This is a genomic window from uncultured Zhongshania sp., assembly GCF_963975605.1.
GTDB lineage: Bacteria > Pseudomonadota > Gammaproteobacteria > Pseudomonadales > Spongiibacteraceae > Spongiibacter > Spongiibacter aquimaris.
Genome location: NZ_CAXBHN010000004.1, coordinates 120,171 through 140,282, shown reverse-complemented (window position 1 = coordinate 140,282; position 20,112 = coordinate 120,171). Strand labels below are relative to the sequence as shown.

14 protein-coding genes are annotated in these 20,112 nt (G+C 50.7%); 7 read left to right on the top strand and 7 right to left on the bottom strand.

The genetic code is table 11. The features are described from left to right. Positions 1-16: 16 nt before the first annotated feature. The 3 genes from glmU to AAC007_RS06125 all read right to left on the bottom strand — a co-directional run bounded on the left by glmU (position 17) and on the right by AAC007_RS06125 (position 4,328). Positions 17-1,381, bottom strand: coding sequence for a bifunctional UDP-N-acetylglucosamine diphosphorylase/glucosamine-1-phosphate N-acetyltransferase GlmU (gene glmU / locus AAC007_RS06135; protein ID WP_339675277.1), 1,365 nt, complete (start codon positions 1,379-1,381; stop codon positions 17-19). A 48-nt stretch (positions 1,382-1,429) separates the two neighbouring features. Continuing rightward, a complete protein-coding gene (gene glmS, locus AAC007_RS06130) occupies positions 1,430-3,259 on the bottom strand; it encodes a glutamine--fructose-6-phosphate transaminase (isomerizing) (RefSeq protein WP_295873871.1) in 1,830 nt (609 codons plus the stop codon). A 259-nt stretch (positions 3,260-3,518) separates the two neighbouring features. Next, positions 3,519-4,328: a hypothetical protein gene (locus AAC007_RS06125; RefSeq protein ID WP_339675275.1), complete on the bottom strand. Its 810-nt coding sequence runs from the start codon at positions 4,326-4,328 to the stop codon at positions 3,519-3,521. Positions 4,329-4,891: 563 nt separating this feature from the next. Between AAC007_RS06125 and AAC007_RS06120 the strand changes: the two genes are divergently transcribed. Genes AAC007_RS06120 through AAC007_RS06105 form a run of 4 tightly spaced genes read left to right on the top strand, consistent with a single transcriptional unit; the run spans position 4,892 to position 10,453 of the window. Continuing rightward, the gene (locus tag AAC007_RS06120) at positions 4,892-6,400 is read left to right on the top strand and encodes a TolC family protein (RefSeq protein ID WP_339675273.1); all 1,509 of its coding nucleotides are present in this window, start codon (positions 4,892-4,894) and stop codon (positions 6,398-6,400) included. Positions 6,401-6,428: 28 nt separating this feature from the next. Beyond that, positions 6,429-7,826: a hypothetical protein gene (locus AAC007_RS06115; protein WP_295873868.1), complete on the top strand. Its 1,398-nt coding sequence runs from the start codon at positions 6,429-6,431 to the stop codon at positions 7,824-7,826. Positions 7,827-7,868: 42 nt separating this feature from the next. Next, on the top strand, positions 7,869-9,188 hold the full coding sequence (locus AAC007_RS06110) for a glycosyltransferase (protein ID WP_295873867.1): 1,320 nt from the start codon (positions 7,869-7,871) through the stop codon (positions 9,186-9,188). Beyond that, a complete protein-coding gene (locus AAC007_RS06105; protein WP_295873865.1) occupies positions 9,182-10,453 on the top strand; it encodes an HlyD family efflux transporter periplasmic adaptor subunit in 1,272 nt (423 codons plus the stop codon). Before AAC007_RS06110 ends, AAC007_RS06105 begins: the two co-directional genes overlap by 7 nt. A gap of 409 nt (positions 10,454-10,862) precedes the next feature. On the opposite strand, the gene AAC007_RS06100 is transcribed toward AAC007_RS06105, so the two are convergent. Then, a complete protein-coding gene (locus tag AAC007_RS06100) occupies positions 10,863-13,331 on the bottom strand; it encodes an aminotransferase class V-fold PLP-dependent enzyme (protein ID WP_339675267.1) in 2,469 nt (822 codons plus the stop codon). 530 nt (positions 13,332-13,861) lie between these two features. After that, positions 13,862-14,245 carry a helix-turn-helix domain-containing protein gene (locus AAC007_RS06095; RefSeq protein WP_339675264.1) on the bottom strand — a complete coding sequence of 128 codons (384 nt, stop codon included), beginning with the start codon at positions 14,243-14,245 and terminating at the stop codon, positions 13,862-13,864. Between the two features lie 119 nt (positions 14,246-14,364). On the opposite strand from AAC007_RS06095, the gene AAC007_RS06090 reads away from it, so the two are divergent. Continuing rightward, positions 14,365-14,841 carry a carboxymuconolactone decarboxylase family protein gene (locus tag AAC007_RS06090; protein ID WP_339675263.1) on the top strand — a complete coding sequence of 159 codons (477 nt, stop codon included), beginning with the start codon at positions 14,365-14,367 and terminating at the stop codon, positions 14,839-14,841. 94 nt (positions 14,842-14,935) lie between these two features. Here the strand turns inward: AAC007_RS06090 and AAC007_RS06085 are convergent, their stop codons facing one another. Beyond that, positions 14,936-15,421 (bottom strand): hypothetical protein, encoded by a 486-nt coding sequence (locus AAC007_RS06085; protein WP_339675261.1) that lies wholly within the window; start codon positions 15,419-15,421, stop codon positions 14,936-14,938. A 374-nt stretch (positions 15,422-15,795) separates the two neighbouring features. Continuing rightward, entirely contained in the window at positions 15,796-16,239 is a 444-nt protein-coding gene (locus tag AAC007_RS06080; protein WP_339675259.1) for a hypothetical protein, read from the bottom strand. Between the two features lie 109 nt (positions 16,240-16,348). Between AAC007_RS06080 and AAC007_RS06075 the strand changes: the two genes are divergently transcribed. Together AAC007_RS06075 and AAC007_RS06070 are read left to right on the top strand one after the other, a co-directional pair. Further along, complete coding sequence (locus tag AAC007_RS06075) at positions 16,349-17,983, top strand: alkaline phosphatase D family protein (protein ID WP_339675257.1); 1,635 nt, start codon at positions 16,349-16,351, stop codon at positions 17,981-17,983. Between the two features lie 71 nt (positions 17,984-18,054). Further along, a complete protein-coding gene (locus tag AAC007_RS06070; protein ID WP_339675255.1) occupies positions 18,055-20,106 on the top strand; it encodes a metallophosphoesterase in 2,052 nt (683 codons plus the stop codon). Positions 20,107-20,112 lie beyond the last annotated feature (6 nt).

Below are 20,112 nucleotides of genomic sequence, written 5' to 3'. Positions count from 1 at the left end.
CTTTGTTTTTTGTTGGTCATACACTCAGTTTTTTGGCTGGGCTAACCCAATTTTTGATATTTCGTTGACGGCCACGCGCCAGCGCTAAACTATCTTCTTGCACATCTTCGGTAAGCACTGATCCGGCGCCGACCGTTACCCGTCGACTAATTTTTACCGGCGCAACTAAAGCGCAATTCGAGCCGATAAACGCACCGTCGCCAATCTCGGTAATATGTTTATTCACGCCGTCGTAGTTGCAAGTAATGGCTCCTGCGCCGACGTTGACACGCTCGCCGATGATTGCGTCACCCACGTAACTCAAATGATTTATTTTTGACCCGACGCCCACAGATACTTTTTTAGTTTCAACAAAATTTCCTACTTTTACGCGGTTCGCAAGACGTGTTCCGGGGCGCAGTCGAGCAAACGGACCTACGGTGCAGGCCTCGTCCATGATGCTGTCTTCTACGATAGAGTTAGCTTCTATTCTGCATTGACGACCGATATGGCTATTTTTAATTAAGCAATTTGGACCGATTGAAACACCGGCTTCAATAACCACGCGACCTTCAAAAATACAGTTCACATCAATGCTGACGTCTTGTGAAACTTGCAAATCACCCCGCACGTCAAACCGCGCGGGATCTATAATCCCAACGCCGGCATCTAAAAATTGATGGGCTGAATTAAGTTGGTAGTCTCGCTCTAAAGTCGCCAGCTGTAGGCGACTATTTACACCGCGAGTCTCAATACTATTTGTCGGGTGCGCCGCTTGAATGGGTATACCGTCTGCTTCAGCCATCGCCACAATATCGGTTAAATAATATTCTCCCTGCGCATTGTTGGCTGATAAGCGCGGTAGCCATTGTTGTAATAACGATGTTGGCGCGGCCAATACCCCAGTATTAATTTCAGTGATTTGCTTTTGCTGCTCCGAGGCATCCTTGTCTTCCACGATAGCTTTAATAAATCCATTGTCTCGAATAATACGGCCATAGCCGGCGGGCTCGCTGAGGAATTCGGTCAAGATTGCCAGTGACCCGTCAGCGGCCAAATTCGCCATTTTTTGAATGGTTTCAGGCTTAAGCAAAGGCACATCGCCGTAAGTGATAACTACGACATCACAGTTGGAAACATGTGTTAAGGCCTGCGCCACAGCATGTCCAGTACCGAGCTGTTCGTCCTGAAAAGCAAGCTGCAAATCAATATCGTGCAGCGCTGGAATGATTTGTTCGCGGCCAAAGCCCAGTACGAGGTGCACTGTCTTTGCGCCGCTAGTTTTAGCGGCCTCAGTTGCCCACTTCAGCATCGGCTTACCCGCTATTGGGTGCAGAACTTTAGGGGTTATAGATTTCATTCGGCTGCCTTTGCCGGCCGCCAATACAACTACATCAAACATAAATAGCCCATTGGGTAGATTATGGTTTGCGATAAATCCGCTCATATATCACTCGACTGTGACGGATTTGGCTAAATTGCGGGGCTGATCGACATTGGTTCCCCGCGCAACTGCGACATGATAGGCAAGCAGTTGCAGGGGAATTGAGTAGATCAGTGGTGCAATCAAGGAGTCGACTTTGGGCAGGGTAATTACCGTGCAGTGATCGTCACTTTTTAGACCGCAATTGGGATCGGCAAAAATAGTTAAACGTCCGTCACGGGCGCGCACTTCTTCTAAATTACTGCGCATTTTTCCCAGCACGCTATCGTTGGGAACCAGTGCGATGACCGGCATTTGTGGATCTACCAGGGCCAGTGGCCCATGCTTTAGCTCGCCTGCTGGGTAGGCCTCGGCGTGAATGTAGGAGATTTCTTTGAGCTTGAGTGCGCCCTCCATAGCAACGGGGTACATGGCTCCGCGGCCGAGGAATAGCGCGTGATCGAATTGCGCTAAATGCTGAGAGTGATCGCGGATTGTGTCGTCAAGCTGCAGCACCTCATCGATTGCTTTGGTCAGGGTGTGCAGCGCCGCAACTAAGCCCGCCTCGTCGCGTGGGTCGGACATCTTTCGACGCGCCAAGACAATAGCCAAACACTTGAGTGCCGCTAATTGGGTGGTGAAAGATTTAGTCGACGCGACCCCAATCTCTGGGCCGGCTCGGGTCATAAAGCTTAATTCGGACTCCCGTGTCAGGGAGCTGTCGGCGACGTTGCAGATTGACAGGGCGGCGGCGTATCCCTTGCTGCGGGCAAAGCGAACGGCGGCGAGTGTGTCAGCGGTTTCGCCGGATTGTGAAAGTGCAATGCAAAGTGTTTTTGCGGGCACTATGGGGTCTCGATAGCGGTATTCGCTCGCCTGCTCCACTCGACAGGGTAGTTTGGCCATCCCCTCAATAAGGTAGGAGCCGATGAGCCCCGCGTGATAGCTCGTGCCGCAGGCGATAATCTGTACGTTTTCAATATCCGCCAGCAAGGCTTCCGCGCTGTCGCCAAATGCCGTCCCCAAAATGTGTTCTTCGCCAAGCGCTGGCGCAAGGGCATCGGATACGGCGCGGCTTTGCTCAAAAATCTCCTTGAGCATATAGTGCGGGTAGCGGCCTTTGCCAACATCGTGACGTGAGTACTCTGATCGTTGTGCTTGGCGAGTGACATACTGGCCGCTGCTGTCGGTGACGGCGACGGCCGAACTAGTGATTTCCGCAACATCGCCTTCTTCTAAGTAGATTAATTGGCGAGTAACTGCCAATAGCGCATTGGCGTCGGACGCGACAAAATTTTCATCTTTGCCTATTCCGATTACCAGCGGACTGCCACTGCGTGCCACCACAATTTTTTCAGGGTCGCCGGTGGACATGGCGGCGATAGAAAACGCCCCCTGCAGCTCGGCGCAGGTAGTTCGTACAGCGCGTAATAGTGACGAGCTATGTTGCAGGTGAAAGTGAATACGGTGGGCGATCACTTCGGTGTCGGTCTCTGACTCAAACACGTAGCCGTGCTCAATCAGCGTCGCCTTCAAGCTTTCATGATTCTCAATAATGCCGTTGTGAACTACAGCGACCATACCTGTCGAGACATGGGGGTGCGCGTTAAGCTCATCGGGTCTGCCGTGGGTGGCCCAGCGCGTATGGCCTATCCCCATTGTGCCGGACATGCCGGTAGCGGCCAGGCGGCTAGCGAGTGCCTCAACTTTGCCTACGGTGCGTTCTTTAATTAAGCCATCGCAGCCAAGCGTGGCTACGCCTGCAGAGTCATAGCCTCGGTACTCAAGGCTGCGCAAGCCGTCTATGAGGAGGGGAACGATATCGCGCTGGGCGATTGCTGCCATTAGTCCACACATATTTATCTTAAGCTCCGTATCTTTAATCGCAATGCTGGCATCTTGTGCTTATCACAACATCGCCAGCGTCTTGATTGTCGAAAAGGCAAATCCTGTGCCATGGTCGCAACCGCGCATGTTTGCTCGGTGTTGCGGTGGTGGGATTGATTTGGGCTGCGCTTGCAATCTAATTTCTGTTGTTACAACACAACACGTTAGCTGCGTTCCTGATGGATTTAATACTCGCTTACTTGCTTTAAATTTCCTGAGAGTGAGATTCCTAGTGGGCGCGAAGCAATCGCAACTTGCCTTGTTTTTTTAGCGACACAATATCTCGGTGAAGGCTGGGATGGCGAATAGTCGCATCCAGATCTGGGCTGGGAACGTGAACCACGGCGTCATTGGCGACGCCCACCAATAGGTTTTGGAGTTCGCGACGCGCGGCCAGCTCTGAGGTTAAGAAGCTCAGGATTATCGATAGTTTGCGCTCTTCTAGCTGAGATACTTGATTGCCTTTATTATTATTTTTAAATTCCCGTTCTCGTCTCTGACCACGTTGTTGCTTGAAGGTAACACTGACGGTTTCAATCGCGGCGATAGCGCGATTCAGTTGGCGCTCGGCGCGAACCTTTTGGTGTATTAGTTCAAGGCCGTAATCACGATTTACAAATGCGTGCATAAATATTCGAACAACTACGTGATGTTGCTGTAGGCTTTTCTCGTGACGAGTTATCTTATTTGTCAGTTCGTTTAGTTTTTGCTTCGCGAGCAAATAATTTCTTTGCAGCCGCGCTTGGAGCGCAGGGTCGGCATTGGAGATGACGGGAAAATCGTATTTTTCTACGGGTGCTCCCTCTCTTGCACTTTCGTTAGCACTTCCGCTTTTACTTCTGTTTGTACTGCCTTTGTATTGATTTGATGTCCTGGCTTTTGAGCCGCGCATTTGATGGTGGATAGTTGCGCTGCGAAATTCTAGGCTGCGAATTTCCATCGCTATTGCCTGACGAAGCTCCCCAATGCTAACTGGATAACCGGAGTCATGACTGTTGACAAGTGCGTTCGCGCCGCCGGTGTTTGTTGGTTTATTCACAAATTTTAAATCCTATTTTTATAGAACAAAACACGCGTCTCTTCCTACTGGTAGAACCTCGCGGGGAACTGCGGAATTACGCTGTATAAAATGTAGCTACTGTCGCTATGCAATTTTCGGGCTAGAAAAAAGTTCAATTTTTGTGAATTAGTGAGACGTGTAGCGTAAATATACCGACATTGCGGCTAATTGAGATTTGTATTTTCGGTCGGGATTGGCATTTTGTCGCTGCACAGCGACGCCCTAAAACCCTTTGTTTTAGGCGGTATGCAGGTTTCGGGTGGATGGCCTGTTGCCTGTGAGCAACATAAAAATAATAAAAAAACCTCCAGTTTTCCAGTCGCGCTAAAGAGATTTCACACAGTCCTCGTCGCGCGGTGGTTTCAGCGCGATGGCATACAACTTGCCACCAGAGCGAATGCCGGTGAAGCGATACTGACTTGTCATGAGGGAATTCGGTGTATTTCGCGACGCTGTTGCGCAAGGTGCCGCGCAGGGGTTGGCGTGGTGTTTATAAGCATAAATTTTTAACAAAAAGTAAGGAGTACTTGGTGGAAAACCAAATGCAAAATATCTTGAGGCTAACAAATATTCGACATTCTGTGGGTGGTGGAAGCGCCACGTCGCTTCTGCCGAAGGCCCTGCTTGCGTTTGCTCTCAGCTCTGCCTGTACTCTGCATGCACAGCCTAACGATGTGTCTACACAGTCGGCCGAACAAGGTGTGGATACCGCAACTGAGCAAGATGTGTTTCGCGCAGATGCGGCGAAAGCGGCGGGTATTTCCAGTCAGCAAATGGCCAATCAACCCGGCGCGATGTGGCTGGTATTTCTCAGTGAGCTGAAACGCGTAGCCCAGAAATCGCCTGAGATTGAAGCTGGTTCGGTAAGGCTTGAGGCGGAGCGCGAAAACTCCCATGCGGAGAGGGGGGATTTGGGTTTGTCTTTAAGTGCATCTCACACCCGCTATCCTGGCGGCGGAGGAGCGCAAAATAGCGGTTCGTTCACTAGTCTTGAAGAGTATTCAGAGGCGCGTCTGTCATTGGACTTAATGCATCTTCTGGCGCGACGTGGTGCCAAAATAGATAGCGCGGAGGCGACCGCACAGCAAGTTGAATACGAGTTGGAGCTCGCCGCGGTAGCGTCCTCCTCACGGTTGTTGGAGGACACTGTCACCGTGTGGTCTTTGAAATTTCGTCGGGAAGCCTTGAAGAATGCATTGGTCAAAATTGACAGTGCAAATCGTAAGCTGAAGATTTCTGAAGACGCGGGAATGCCAGAGATAACTAAGGCGACTCCGAGTAATGTAGCCGAGGCGATCATACTTAAAAGTTCGATTAGTAATAATTTAAAAGCAATCTCTCCACTTATTCCGGACGTTCCGAATCTGCCTCCCTATTTTTTATCGCTGCCGTCAACACCGCCAGACGCCGATCGTATTTATCAAATTGCGCTAAAAAACCCTGGCACAAAAAGCCTTCAGTCAAAGGCCCGCGCATTTCAGCATCAAGCGCGAAGCTTGCGTGGCAACGGTTTTGAATTTTCAGTGCACGGTGGCTATGTAGTGCAGGAAGTCGGTGATATCGGCGCGACAGAAGAGGGGACCCAGTATGGTGCGACAATGGTTTTACCCTTGGGTAGTCGCGATAGTCATAAACGTAAAGCCGCTGAATTACAGGCACGCGCTGCCCAATTTGACGCACAGGCAGCCATTCGCAGCTCGCAGGACTCGCTGGTCGATCTGCGCGATGAATGGTCGCGGTCGCTGGCTGTTCTTAATCAGGCGCAAGAAGACCTGCGTCAGCAAGCTCGTTTGCTAGAGACAATGGAGCGCCGTGCCGCGTCGCCTCAGTCTGGTCGGGCACCAGAACCGTGGGAGGTGGAAATTCAGTCGGCAAAATTCTGGGTCAGTGTTGCAAAAACATGGGAGCAGCGGGCTGAGTGGATGAAAAATGTACTGACGTGGGGCTTGATTGATCCGGAATATATCATCCAAGAAGCTATGCCGACCAATCCCGAAATCAGTCATTCACTTTGCGCACCTCTATCGTCGTGCGGTAGCAGTGAAATTTGAATTCATGCTAATTCGATAAGGTTTTGACATGGTAAAAGTTCTGGAAGGTAAAGGTAGTGGCGCCAAAAAAAGCGCGCTTAAACAATATGAAGTCTTGGAACTCTGGGAGTTTGAGCGCGGCACCGATGAGGCATTCGCGGTGCGATCAGTACTGGGCGAGCCGCTGGAGGATAAAGACGGAGTGCCGCTGGCGCAATTGCCGCTGGTGATCATTGGTTATGATCAGCAGAAAATCCTGTCGTATTTGCGCGAGCAGCGGGCGCAACCGCAATCGGCATTGCGGCCCATCGCCATTGTGGGGATCAACGCCGATTATCTCGAACCCGAGATCGATCGACTTGCCGATATCGTTTTGCCTCCTCGTCCGGGATTGGAGGAGTTGCAAGATACAGCGGTGATGCTAGAAACCTTGGCGATGCATTTGCGCCAACTAAAATTGGCCCCGCAGGATACCGCAATGACGATGATGCAGTTTCTGTATTCCCGCCGTCGTGCCATCGAGCCTATCGTCGATGCGCGCAGTAATATTGCCTACCGATTTTCGCTTGCGGAATCACTGCTGAATATGCCGACCTACGATACCCGCGACATCTTGCAAGATCTTGCCGAACGCGGATTACTGGAGTCGCAGCATATCGACAAATTATTTACCTGCCCAGATTGTGAAAGTTTTCGGGTCGCGGTGAAAGAGTTATGCCCCGAGTGCCATACTACTAATCTGACCACCGAAGAATCCATTCACCATTTTCGCTGCGGCCATGTCGCGCCAGAGTCAGCGTTTGTAGTTGACGGTCAGCGGCAGTGTCCTAAATGTCACGGCGGTATTCGGCACATCGGGGTGGAATACAATCGCCCAGGTCGTTTTACGGTGTGTGGCGAGTGTCATTTTTGGGCCTCTGAGCCGGTGTTGGCAGCGTGGTGTGCAGACTGCAATAGTTACCACTCTCCGGCAGAACTCCACTCGGTAAAAATTTGTGCTTACAGTATTTCATCTACGGGTGCCAATGTGGCCGCCCGCGGTAACTGGAATCCGGCGGCGGCAATAGCCGGTCCCGATTCTGAGAGCGTCGGCTTGTCAGCAATGTATGCAGAGGAGCTGGCTAAGCGGGTGATGGATATCGCAGCTAAAAATGGTCGTTCGATGACGGTGCTACGTGCCGTTATTGTCGATTCCGGGCTGACAGAAAGTACACTCGATAGCGGTATTTTTGGTGAGATACGCAGTGTCATGCGGGAGATGCTTCGCGACCAAGACGTTATCGTTAACACCGGTGACAATGAGTTTTTAATTTTGATGCCGGAAGACGGCGCGGACTTCCTCGATAGTGAAGAGCTTGAAGCCTATGCGGCGCAGCGTCTCGGTGTGACGTTAATGATTACCGGAATTGACGGAAGGCAAGCGTATTCTATGGCGGCAATGCGATGACAAACCTGCGCACTGAAAGCTTCGTCTCGCGGGAGCGCTGACATGTACGATGTGATAGCGAGCATCACTGCGTTTATGAGTCGCAGTATTCAAATATTTATGAGTATGCCGCCAGCGGATTTATTTCTTATGCTCTGGCCGTTTTTACTGCTGTCGATACCTCGCTACCTGTTGACGGAATTGGTGGTGTTGTTTCAGGCCGCGATGCCTGAGTCCCGCGCCAAAGTTGCGTTTCGCCGTCAGCTTGAGCTGCAGCCGCCATTGGTGTCGGTATTGTTGCCGGGTTTCAATGAGTGTGAAACGCTGGAAACTACGGTGTTAGCACTGCGTGAGCAAAGCTACCCAAATTTCGAAATTATTGTCGTCAGCGACGGCTCGACTGACGGCATGGATGCCGTGGGTCGGCGGCTCGCGGCTAAGGGTTGGATTCGGTTTTTTAATCATCGTATGCGGGGTGGGAAATCGTCGGCGTCTAACTTCGCCCTTCAGGCGGCGCGCGGCGAATATGTTGTTATCTGCGATGCAGATTCAACTTTTGATAGTGATTCGATTTGGCACTTGCTAGTTGAGTTTTACCGGCCGAAGGTGTTTGCGGTCGCTGGTAATTTGAGGGTGCGCAACGCCCCGTCGAATTTACTGACGCGTTTACAGGCACTGCAATATATTTTAAGTATTGGCGTGGGCCGCCGCGCTTCCGCCATGCTCGGGATTTTATTCATCGTTTCTGGTGCGTTCGGCGCTCTGCGCCGCTCGGCACTGCTTGCGACGGGTGGCTGGGACACTGGCCCCGGTGAGGATGGCGACGTCACTATTAAAACTCGTTTAGCGGGTGGCGATGTTGCCTTTGCGCCCAAGGCCATGTGCATGACTGACGCGCCAGATGCGTGGTGGACTTATTATCGTCAGCAGCTGCGCTGGAATCGCAGTATGGTTCGCTTTCAGATTCGTAAGTACGGTTGGCTGTTTAATCCATTGCGGCAAAAATTTTCTGTTAGAAATTTGTTACCGATGCTGGATGATGTTGTGTTTCAGTTGGTGCTGACGGTCACAATTCCGTTCTATCTGGTCTGGCTGCACAGCGAGCACCAGAGTATCTTCTGGCCGCTAATGTTCTTCGTCACGCTTCTCTACACAGCTATTAACTACCTTCATTACCTGGTCGCACTGGCGTTGAGCGAGCGCCCGAAGCTGGAATTGGCGCTGTTTCCCTATGTGCCTTTGTACGGATTTTTCATGGGCTTCTACCTGAGGACGGTGCGTCTATTAGCGTACTTAGACGAATTCTTTTTTCGCACTTCCTATCGTGAGCCCTACGTACCTCCCGACGTTCAAAAACAATCTAGGATCTATGACCCATGGTAAATAATTCATCGCAATACGATATTTCCCGGGATAAACAAGGTCGCGGTAATTTGCCATCGCGTCCTAATCAGCAACTCGCAAAAACGGCCAGCCCTGCCAGCAGTGTAGAGGCTCGGCCCTGGCGTCAGTGGCATAGTGCGGCGCGCCCGGTGCAATCGCCGCCGCTGGAAGTGGCAGTGGCGAAGAAGCCCCAGTGGGGCCGTTGGATATACTTTGTCATTATTCTCGGTCTGCTTGCGGCAATGCTAAATTTTGGATTTCAGCAGATATTTTGGTTTCAGGCTGACGGCATTATCAGCGGCAAGCAGTACACCGTATCGGCTACCGATACCGTATCAATTCAAGACATATTGGTTAGTCCTTCTGATCAGGTTGAAGAGGGGCAGCTGCTGGCGAAGCTGAGTTCTCCTGCGCTGATTCAGTCGCTGGCTAAGAACGAAGCGGAAATCGCTCGTATCCAAAGTGATCTTGCGCAGGACAGTGTGCGCAATGATGGCAGCATCTCTCAATTACACGCAGAGCTGACGTCGCTGCAGGCGGAAAAGGATTTTCTCGAATCTCAGTACTATCAAGAGACCTTGCAGATAGAGGCCCTGACTGAGCTCGTGCACGCTGGAGCGTCGCAGCGAGGGAACTTGAATACCCTGCAGAATCAGCACAATAAAACGTGGTCAGATTACGTCCGTGTCAAAGCTGCGATGGAATCGGCGCGCAGTCAGATAAGCAGTTTGCGCAACAATAAAAAGGAAGCGGCTGAGCCAGTGTTGTCAGACCGCCTCGCCGCCTTAAAGTCCCTGCACGGCAGTATTCAGGATCAACTGAGTAGCTTGGACTTGCGCGCGCCCATCAGCGGCACGGTTGCTCGTGTGCCAGTCGCAAAGGGTGACGTTCTGCGCGCCGGTGAGACTGCGGTCGAGATGGTCGACAAAAATAAGTTAAGTGCTTATATGTATTTTCCGCCCGCCGCCGAGGGCCGGGTAAGTAAGGGCATGGTGTTTGAGGCCGCCAAGGCGGATGGCTCAACAATAAAGCTGCTGGTTGACAAGGTTTATCCGTCTACGGAATCGGTGCCGGCGCAGTTCCGTGATCAGTACGACCTTGATTCAGCTGCGGTAATGGTGGAAGCAAGTCTCTTGGATGGTCAGAGCTTTGAGCTTGGTATTACCTCGGGCACACCCATTGCGGCGCGTATACCGCGCTGGTCATTGCCGTTCTCAGCCGATGTGTTTGGCGGTGGTGCGAAAGTCGCAGCGACGTCGCCCTAGCCCTAAGTTAGCAAAAATAAGAACGATACGTAAAAGGGGCGCCAATCCGACGCCCCTTTTTTTATGGGGCCGGCAATTGCGTTGCAGAACGCTGGAAGGGGTCGACCCTGTCCCAGTGCGCGACACCGCGCGAATATACCGGGAAAACCAATATCCGCAATACAAGGGCTGGAAGGGGTAAGTTGCTTGGTCGTGGGAGAGGGCATTGCGCTGGGTTAAGGCATCAGCTATGTGCTTGGTTAAGAAGGTTGCATGGTTAGGTATTGAGCGTCGCTTCCCAGCATTTCGGTATCCGGCATCTGGGTATTTGTTGCTTAAGTGTTGAGCGCTATTGGTAGGTAGTTAATGGCAGGTAGTTAGCGGCGGTATTGGCGTGGCAATACCGCCGCTAAGGTTTGCAGGTTAGGTTTTACACGCCGGTTAGTATTGCGGTTTTTCTGGCTTTGGTGTCGGCGGTTTTTTGCAGGCAGAGATTCATCACTGACAAGGCTTTTTCTAAGCGCGCCTCGGTTTCGTAGTAGGGGACGCCGAATCGAAGCAGTTGTCTAGGCTGCCCGCTCTTGCTCAGATCTTTAATGCATTTGCAGTGCACACCGCGTTCATTCATGGCCTGATATAAAGGATAGGGATCGTATTGTTCAAACTGCACAGTTAACACGCCCGACTCCCCAATAACGCCGTCGCCGGTGCTCAGAAAGCTGTGATCTATTTGGCGACTTTCTAGCTCGGCGTGAACTCCTTTGCGGAATTTGCTGGCAAGGTGGCGGCTGCGTTGGCGTGTGCGTGTTCGGCCAACTTGCTGGTGCAATTGCAGCGCGGTGGCAACACCCGCTAACGCAGCAAAGTCCTGACCGCCCGCGGGAGAGAATCCAGCGGCGGCGGGGTCGCTGAGTAATGGGTCGCCGGCGAAATAAAGTCCGCCAAGGCGTTTTTGGAAGTCTGCTGTGGTCCACATTAAGCCGGTGCCGCGGGGGCCGAATAACCATTTGTGGCAGCTGCCAAACACAATATCCACACCGGAAAAGGGTGGAGATAGCAGACCGAGAGATTGCGACACGTCCGCGATAAAGTCACAGTCAGGGCATTTTTGTTTGCTTATTTTGGCCCAGTCTTCAATGGGAAATACTTGACCGCTGTCGTATGCGATATGAGAAAAGAAACAGATGTCGGGCTGAAATTCATCGATAAAATCGCTAAAGCTTTGTTTGCACTGCAGAGCCTCTGTCGGCAAATATTGCACTGCAAATTCCGGCAGGCTCTCAAAGGCGCCGAGACCGCCGATATGTTCGTGAGCAGTCGCTAGAACTTTGATTGGCCGCCCTAAGGCTGCCGCACGTCGCGCGAACGATAGCGCCAATAGATTTGAGCATTGCGAGGCGCTACCCGTGATATGCATGCGGTGCTCTGGGCTTGGCCAGAGTTCGCGGGCAAGATCCACCGCTCGGTAGAGGGCGTTGCGACCATTGCCATATTGCAGCAGGGGGTAGGCCATTACATCGGCTGATTGAAAATGGGTGATGCTGTCCAGCACGTCCTGCGAGGGGCTGCCCAAAGTACCTGGATTGAGATTGATATTGCGGTAGGGAAAATGTACTGCGCGAAAGTTTTCCCACACCAGATCATCTTCCAATCGGTCTGGTGAGGGGGTTCTGCCGCCCGGTAAATTAACGACGGTATTGCGGGGCGCATCTTGTTTACGCCATTGGGTTTGCGGTGCAAAAAACGCGGTATTGATTCGGCTTTTAAAGCGTTTCATAAGCTTGAGAGTCGTTGCGACAACTGATGTCAAACTTTCATGCTGACCCATTTGCTCTACGTGGTGACGCTCGACTCTGAACGCCAGCTTTTCGGGCTCCTGCTCGCTGCGAGGATCGTACACACCGCGTTCTAGCTTGACGTCTAGCCCAGCTTGCTTACCCAGATCTTTGATACAGTCGGCCAGCTCATTGATGCTGAATGAGTCTTCGGTGAGGTGATTGATGACTCGATGCTCCCCTAGCGCAGGCGGCTCCTTCCAGAGCGAGGCCAGGGATGTGATCGAGTCGTTTAATGACATTAGGCCCGTGCGCTGATGGCCGCTGCCGTAAACCGTTAGCGGGGTATTGCTCACCGCTTGCGCCAAGAATCGATTTACCACCGTGCCGAAAAACTCGTCATAGTCGAGTCGGGTGTGCAGCTCATCGTGCTCGCCAATATCCGGTGTCCACACCCCAAATATAGTTGACTGCATAATGTCGGTGATACGCAGGCCCCAGCTTCGGCAGGCGATGGAGATATAGTTAGTGTCGTTGATCTTTGATGCATGATAGAAATCGTCTGACTGGCGCGGGTAAGGCACGTCTCGGGTTGCGGTTTTACCTTTGTAAGTGGGACGAAAATAGCCCTCAGCAATATCTAAACCAGATTTGGCGTACTCGCCAAACGTGCCCAGCTTTATAAGGTGGCAATCCGCTGCGAACTCGCGAATAGCCCACAGCAAGCGCATATTGCCTTCTTCATTATTACGCAGGGTGAATAGTGCATTCTCGCTGCTGTGCATAGAGTATGGCGCGGAGCATTGCTGAGCGAGGTGGTAAACGGCGATTGGATTCACTTCGCGGATCAATGTCGGTAGGGCGTCGCTATTTACCTCCATGGTTCTAAATTCGATATTATTTACGCCGTAAATCCGCCGAGCGGCCGTTAGGCGCTCAGTGGGGCTGGCGATGGGAACCAAGCTTTCCGAGCCGACGTCTGTGACCATTTTTCGACGCAGTAAATTGTCGACTGAAATGATCAGTTGGTCGGGATTACGGCGCGCTAAGCGCAGTGTAAGCGGCCAACCTAGATAGCCGTCACCACCTAGAACAATGATGGGTCGATTCTTATGTGCTTGCATTTTACCCCCTTGTAATGATTCGGAGCGGGTAGTTCACCGCCATTGTGTAGACGGTGGTTGGCATCCGCTCTTCTGCTTTTTAAAGGAGTTATGGCAAGAGCTGTGCCACTAGGAAAATATGTTTATATTCAATGAATTATGTTGTTTTGATTTATTTTTGTAGATGTCTTGCGGCGAAACCGTAGCTAAACAGCGACGGCAATACGCCGCTATAGGTCAGCGGGGACTTGCTGAACGCGGGCAAGAAGTCTGTTGTCTACCTTTACAAGGAGTTGCTATCGATCTGTCTTGCGTTGCCGATAGGCGACGGCCAGCCGAGCCATAGCGGAATGGTGATATAGCAAACGGCATCGTTGCGCGCGCAGGGTGCGGATACGTGGGGTGTTACATAGACGTATTAGTTGTACGAAGCTTGAAGGCGTAAAAACTTAAAACCATTAATGGAATGTTAGTCGTGACCGGGTTAAATGCTTCTATTAACAGTATTTTGCTTTGGCTGTATTAAATACAGACACTAACATACTGAAAAACTATTTATCGGCATCAAACTTTTCTCTACAAGATCGTATTTCATTGTGATTTCTCTCAGCCCAACTTACCAATTCTATTAGTGGAATCGTAGCTGTGTTACCCATTTTCGTAAGCGTATATTCCACTCGTGGCGGAACCTCAGGGTAAACCTGACGATTTATATAGCCGTCACGCTCTAATTGTCTAAGTGATATTGTCAGCATGCGGCGCGATATATTCTCGATTCTTCGTTGTAGCGATGAAAACCTTTCAGGCCCATCCAATAGTGCAAATAAAATAAGCATTGGCCATTTGCTTGTTAGTTTGGATAAAACATCGCGGACTGAACAGTTTTCGTTATCAGGAAAAATACTATTTTGCGTTCCATTTTGTTGCGGTTTCATAGCGTATTCTCAACGAGTCTCCCAGTTATAGTTAGGTAACAAAAAAGTGCCTTATTGACACGTTAACATAGACGATAAACAATAGTTACTTAAAGTAACTATAGGGATGGGGTGAGATAATGGCACGTATAGATATACCCGCAGGTGATGACCCGGAGAGTATCCGCTTGCTAGGGTTGCAGCCTAGTATGGGTAACGCAATGGCCGTGTTGGCCGATGCAATATACTCAAAGTCAAGTTTGAACGTTCGAGTACGTGAAGCAATAAGGATGCGAGTCGCTCAAATTAACCAATGCCAAATATGCCTTCAATTTCGTTTTCCAGAACTGTTATCCGCCGGCATTGATGAGGAGTTTTACGAGGCCGTTACTAACTGGCAACAAAGCGAAATATTAAACGCTAGCGAAAAACTTGGTATTGAATATGCAGAATTATTTATTCAAGATCATTTACGAATCGATGATGCTTTTTTTACAAAGCTTAAAAATAAATTTTCAGAAATAGAAATATTTGAAATGACTACAACAATTGCAGGATTATTGGCAAGTGGTAGACTTATGCAGGTACTTCAAATTGAGCAAAGTTGTGCTATCTGAGGCATTTAACGCCGGCAGCAACCGACCATTTGTAGTGGAGCGAAGCGAAACGAAAAATGGGTCGGATTGCCTGCCCTTGTTAAGAATTTTTGCACTATACTTGGAGCCCTTTTGCTTGGAGGTATGAATCCCAAGAAGCCACTATATCTTTTGCGAGTTTTACCCCGTCAATGTTGTTAGCGGCTGACTTGACAGTTATTTTTGCCTCCAATCCATCAACCGGGCCACTGAACGACAGCTCAAGCATGTTTGTTGATATATCTCCAGTTCGAGTGCTGGACAATTTTCCATGTTTAGTTCCATTTGCCAAATCCGCAGCAAGCGACAAATTTTGATCGTTGGTTATATGGTTTTCGATGTCGGATACAACAGGCGCTGAGGTTCCATCGTTTTTCAGCCAATCTTTCAGGTGGTAAGCGTCTTGATAGAAGTGCATAAATGAGTCTTCAATTTCACCGGCATCAAAGACGTTAGTTTTTGGCCTAACACCTGGGAGATTATTAAAAGACCTCAACATTCTCTTATATTGATAAATCCAGTCTCTCCCAAACGTACCGCTACCTGATGCTGCTGCGTTCATAGGGGTTCCTCGGATGCTGAAAAATTCTTAACAGTTTTGTTATGACGACTTGCGCCTTATATCACTTTGGCCCCCTTATCAAGGAGCGGGCTTTTACGGTGACTGAAAGTTTCTAGGGAATTCAATGATGTAGCGGCCTCGCTATTCGCGAGCGTCGGCCAAACGAAGACTAATTCCCTTTATTTCTGCCAAGTATCCCTTTCCCTTGATCATATCTCGTTTTTTATTAATTTCAATGAGTTATGTAATTCGCCAAGTAGATAGTGGGAGCGGCGCTACTGTTCAAACGGCTTGATGATGTTAACGCCTTGACCGAGCGCTCCGGTATTGGGTGCCTGACCTGGCGTTCTCGCGCGGCTCATCTCACGAGTTATTTATTCTTTTGTCGCTGGACTACCCGCTGCGTGAAATATCTCTGGAGCGGCAATCGCGCGACTGCCAACGATAAACCACTTGCCGTCGCGGCGTTCAAATTGGTATTCAGCGTGGTGTACCTGGCTTTCCCCGGCGGTGAATTTGCCAAAGCTACTTTTGTATTGCAGATAGGCTACGTTGAAGGGTTCCAGTCTACGCAGACTCACAACCGTATCGAAGTCTTCAGGGAATCGCAGTCTGACATCAGCGGTCGCTATACCCGTGGTTTCAGTGCTTTCGAGGGTTTTTACGGTGATGTCTTCGACCGAGAAAATTGGCGGTTTTGCCATTCCTTCGAGGTTGTCGCGCAGTAAATTTTTGACCAGATAATCCGTAAACGGAATTGGCTTGCTGCTGCAGGCCGCTAATAGGACGCATGTCACTAGAATACAAAGCTTTTTCATTGCTGGGGTGTTTCTCCCTCGATGTTGATGAATTGTTATTGAAATGTATTTGTAACACCGAAAAGTTATCATACTGTTACTTTTTGATGACAGTAGCAGTGAGCTCTACGTGAAACGACGACATTTTCTACGCGCCATGACCACCGCGTCTATTGCGGTACCAATTCTGACAGCCTGTGGTGGTAGCAGCAACTCTGGATCTCGCGGGTCGTCGTCTAATCCCCCAGTAGCGGATACCGAGGTGTCATTTATTCATGGCGTTGCCAGCGGCGACCCTTTAGACGATCGGGTGATTCTGTGGACCCGCGTTACGCCAGAGCCTGAATTTGCTGGCGCTATCAATGTGTTGTGCGAAGTGGCAGAAGACCCGGAGTTCGACATGATCGTGCTGTCAGAAGTCTTTACGACAAATGCCGAGCGCGATTACACGGTTAAGTTTGATGCGGCGGGTTTGTTATCCGAGCAGCGCTATTGGTATCGCTTCTCCGTTGGCAGTCAGCAGTCGCCGGTAGGTCGCGCGCAAACGCTACCCATGCCGGGTCAATACGCAGAGCGTCTGCGTTATGCAGTGTGTTCTTGTAGCAGTTATCCCCATGGTTATTTTTCTGTATACCGTATGATCGCCAATCGCTCTGATCTCGATTTTGTTCTGCATTTGGGCGATTACATATACGAGTACGGTGACGGTGAATACGGCGATAATCCGGCACGCTTGCTAGATCCTCCTCACGAGATTTTGGTGTTGGATGATTATCGTCGTCGCTACGCCCATTATCGTAAAGATGCCGACTTGCAGGCAGCGCATTTAATCCATCCTTTTATTACGATTTGGGATGATCATGAGTCTGCCAATGATTCTTATAAAGACGGTGCAGAAAATCATAGCGAAGGTGAAGGCGAGTGGTTGGCGCGTAAAACGCAGGCAATTCAGGCCTACTTTGAATGGATGCCCATTCGCCCGCCAACGGAGAGCGAAGACAGTATTTATCGTGCCTTTCGCTACGGCGACTTAGCGGATTTTATTATGCTGGATACCCGCCTGGAGGGGCGCGTAAAACAGTTGGAGAACCCGGTTGATCCGGCGCGTAGTGATGCGCGTGATTTACTCGGTCAAACTCAGAAGGAGTGGTTCAAAAATAAGCTAGCGACCGCGCAGGGGCAGTGGAAGTTTGTTGGCCAGCAAGTCATGTTTGCCCAATTACAGTTACTGGAAATTCAGCGTTTATTGCCAGGTGTGCCGACCAATGATTTTAGTCCTTTGGTTGCAGTGAATATGGATCAGTGGGACGGCTACCCGGTGGAGCGTGAAGAGATTCTCGACTTTGTTGAAGACAACGCTATCAGTAATATGGTCGTACTCACCGGTGATATTCATACCAGTTGGGCGAGCGAGCTTTACAAAAGTAGCGCGGTGCTGACCGGCGGTGTGCTTGATGAGCCCTTGGGAGTTGAGTTTGTGGCGCCCAGCGTAACGTCGCCGGGTTTCCCTGATGGTGCAGCGGAGTTGGTTTCTGCGGTATTGCCGGTGGTTAACCCCCATATGAAATATACCGACTTGAAGAATCACGGTTTTATTTTGATGGACGTTACCCATCAGCGTGCACAGGCTGAGTTCTATTACGCGGAGAATATAGATTCGGCCGAGCAATCTGGTGTTGAATCTAGCAAGGTGAAGCGCTTGGCGGTGAACAGCGGTAGCAGCCGGCTCGTCGAAGACACGCCGGTGTCATATCCCAAAGTGTGACCGAGCGAATAGCGATTAACATGGCGCCACTTATACACTAACGGCGCATATAAGTAGTTGAGAGAAAAGTAATGAACTATCGAGATAAATTACTAGCCACGCCCCTGCTAATTGCCTTGATCATGACCTTGGCTGCTTGCGGTGGTTCGTCTTCAAGTCGATCAGCACCAGTAGACGATGGGGTAGTGGATGAAACTCCCGATGAAACCCCCGATGAGGCCGCCGAACCGGTGGTGCGAATAGTTCTACTCGGCGATAGCGGCAGCGGCAGTGCTGGCGCTTATGCGGTGGGCGAGGCCGTTGCCAAGGTGTGCGCGGCTAAGGGCTGTGATTTAGTGCTGGGGCTCGGTGACAATATTTACGAATCGGGTGTGAGTTCTGAGCTTGATCCGCAGTTTGAAGAAAAGTTTGAACTGCCGTTTGCTCCCATCGATCTGCCTTTTTATATGGTGTTGGGAAACCATGACAACAGTGGTTTCTTTGGTGGCGATGGAGCTAATAACTCCAATGGTGATTTCCAGGTCGATTATCACTACCGCGATGCCTTGCACCCAGAGCAGCCTCGGCAGACGTCGCGCTGGAAAATGCCGGCGCGTTATTACCGGTTTACCCAAGGCGGTGATGCGTCCGCGCCATTAGTGGAATTGTTCGGTGTCGATTCAAATCAAATTGCGGGCGGCTTTCCTGACAGCGATGAAAACTACTCGTATAACAACTACGGCTTGGTTCAGGCGCAGTGGTTGAAGGCCGCTATGGCCAGCAGCAAAGCAAAATGGAGAATAGCCTTTGCCCACCATCCTTACCTTTCTAATGGTAGCCACGGCAATGCAGGTAACTACGACGGCATTCCCGGTTTTATTGCACCGGTGTTGGCGGGTAGCCGCTATAAGTCATTTTTAGAAGAAACCCTATGCGATAAAGCGGATTTCTTTTTCGCTGGCCACGACCACGATTTACAGTGGTTATTGCCTGTCGAATCTTGCGGAAAAACCGGCTTTATTGTCTCTGGTGCGGCCAGTAAAACCCGAAGCTTGGAAAACCGTGACGACAATGCCGTTTACTATGAAAAGGGCGACAGCTACGGTTTCGTTTGGGTCGAGATTAAGGGCGACAAAATGGTCGGTGAAGTCTACCAGGTTGACCCTGACGACGCGGCCCTCGGCTTGGGTTCGCTAAGCGCTCCCCAGCCTGCGTTTCGCCGTGAGCAAAACCAGCAAGTTGCGATGGGTTTGCCGGAGACCGACGGTTTTACCAACCCCTTAGATGGCGCCTCAGAGTTTGATATTAACGATCAAGAGGGCAATCTCGATCCGGTGCAAAGCCAGTTTGCCGATGGCTTTGCAAGTTTGGCTGGGGCGATTCCAGAGGAAAATTTAGCGGGGCTAGTCGCGGCGGTAGGTGAGTCAGGCAATGCACTGCTGGAAGTAGTCGATTCGCTGCTAAGCGGCTTGCAGGGCGCGGCGACTGAGCAGAACCCCGAGTTGGCCCTGGCCGGTGGTGAGCGGGCGAGCCAGGCTTTGCTGTATGCATTGCAAAGTTTACAGGATGCGATTCCCGACGCTGGCAGCGAGGGTTTACCCGCGCCATTTGATCAGCTTGCCGCCGCACTGGAGCAGTTTACCGGTGAAACGGGTAGCGATGACGATCCCGCTAGTGCAGATCTGCGCGGCCTCACAGATCCTTTGACCAGGCTGGCGGCAAACATACAGGGCATCGTTGATAGCATCGAGGAAGAGGGCGGTAGCGTGCCGGTGGTGGGCGGATCGCTAAGCTTACTGTCGGAGCTATTATTTGATGTTACACGCGTGATTGATGCAACGGGCAATGTGAGTACCAGCGAGTTGGGTCAAGTTGTGGTCTCTACCATCGACGATTTATTAGCGAATCTACTTCTGAAAGTTATTCCAATTGAAGAATTCGCTCCCGCAGAAGTAAGTGATGCAATTGGCCTCGGTCCAAAGTTCATTAGCGCCGCGTTGCTGGCTGTTGTTCGCGAAGTGACTTATGACCTAGATACGTTATTGTTGCCATCTTTACTGCAGGGCTTGGGTACTTTGCCGCTGTCGGCCTTGGAAGGTTTATTTGGTAGCTTGGCGGGTGGTTTGGAGGGTATCGGCGGCTGAAGCCGA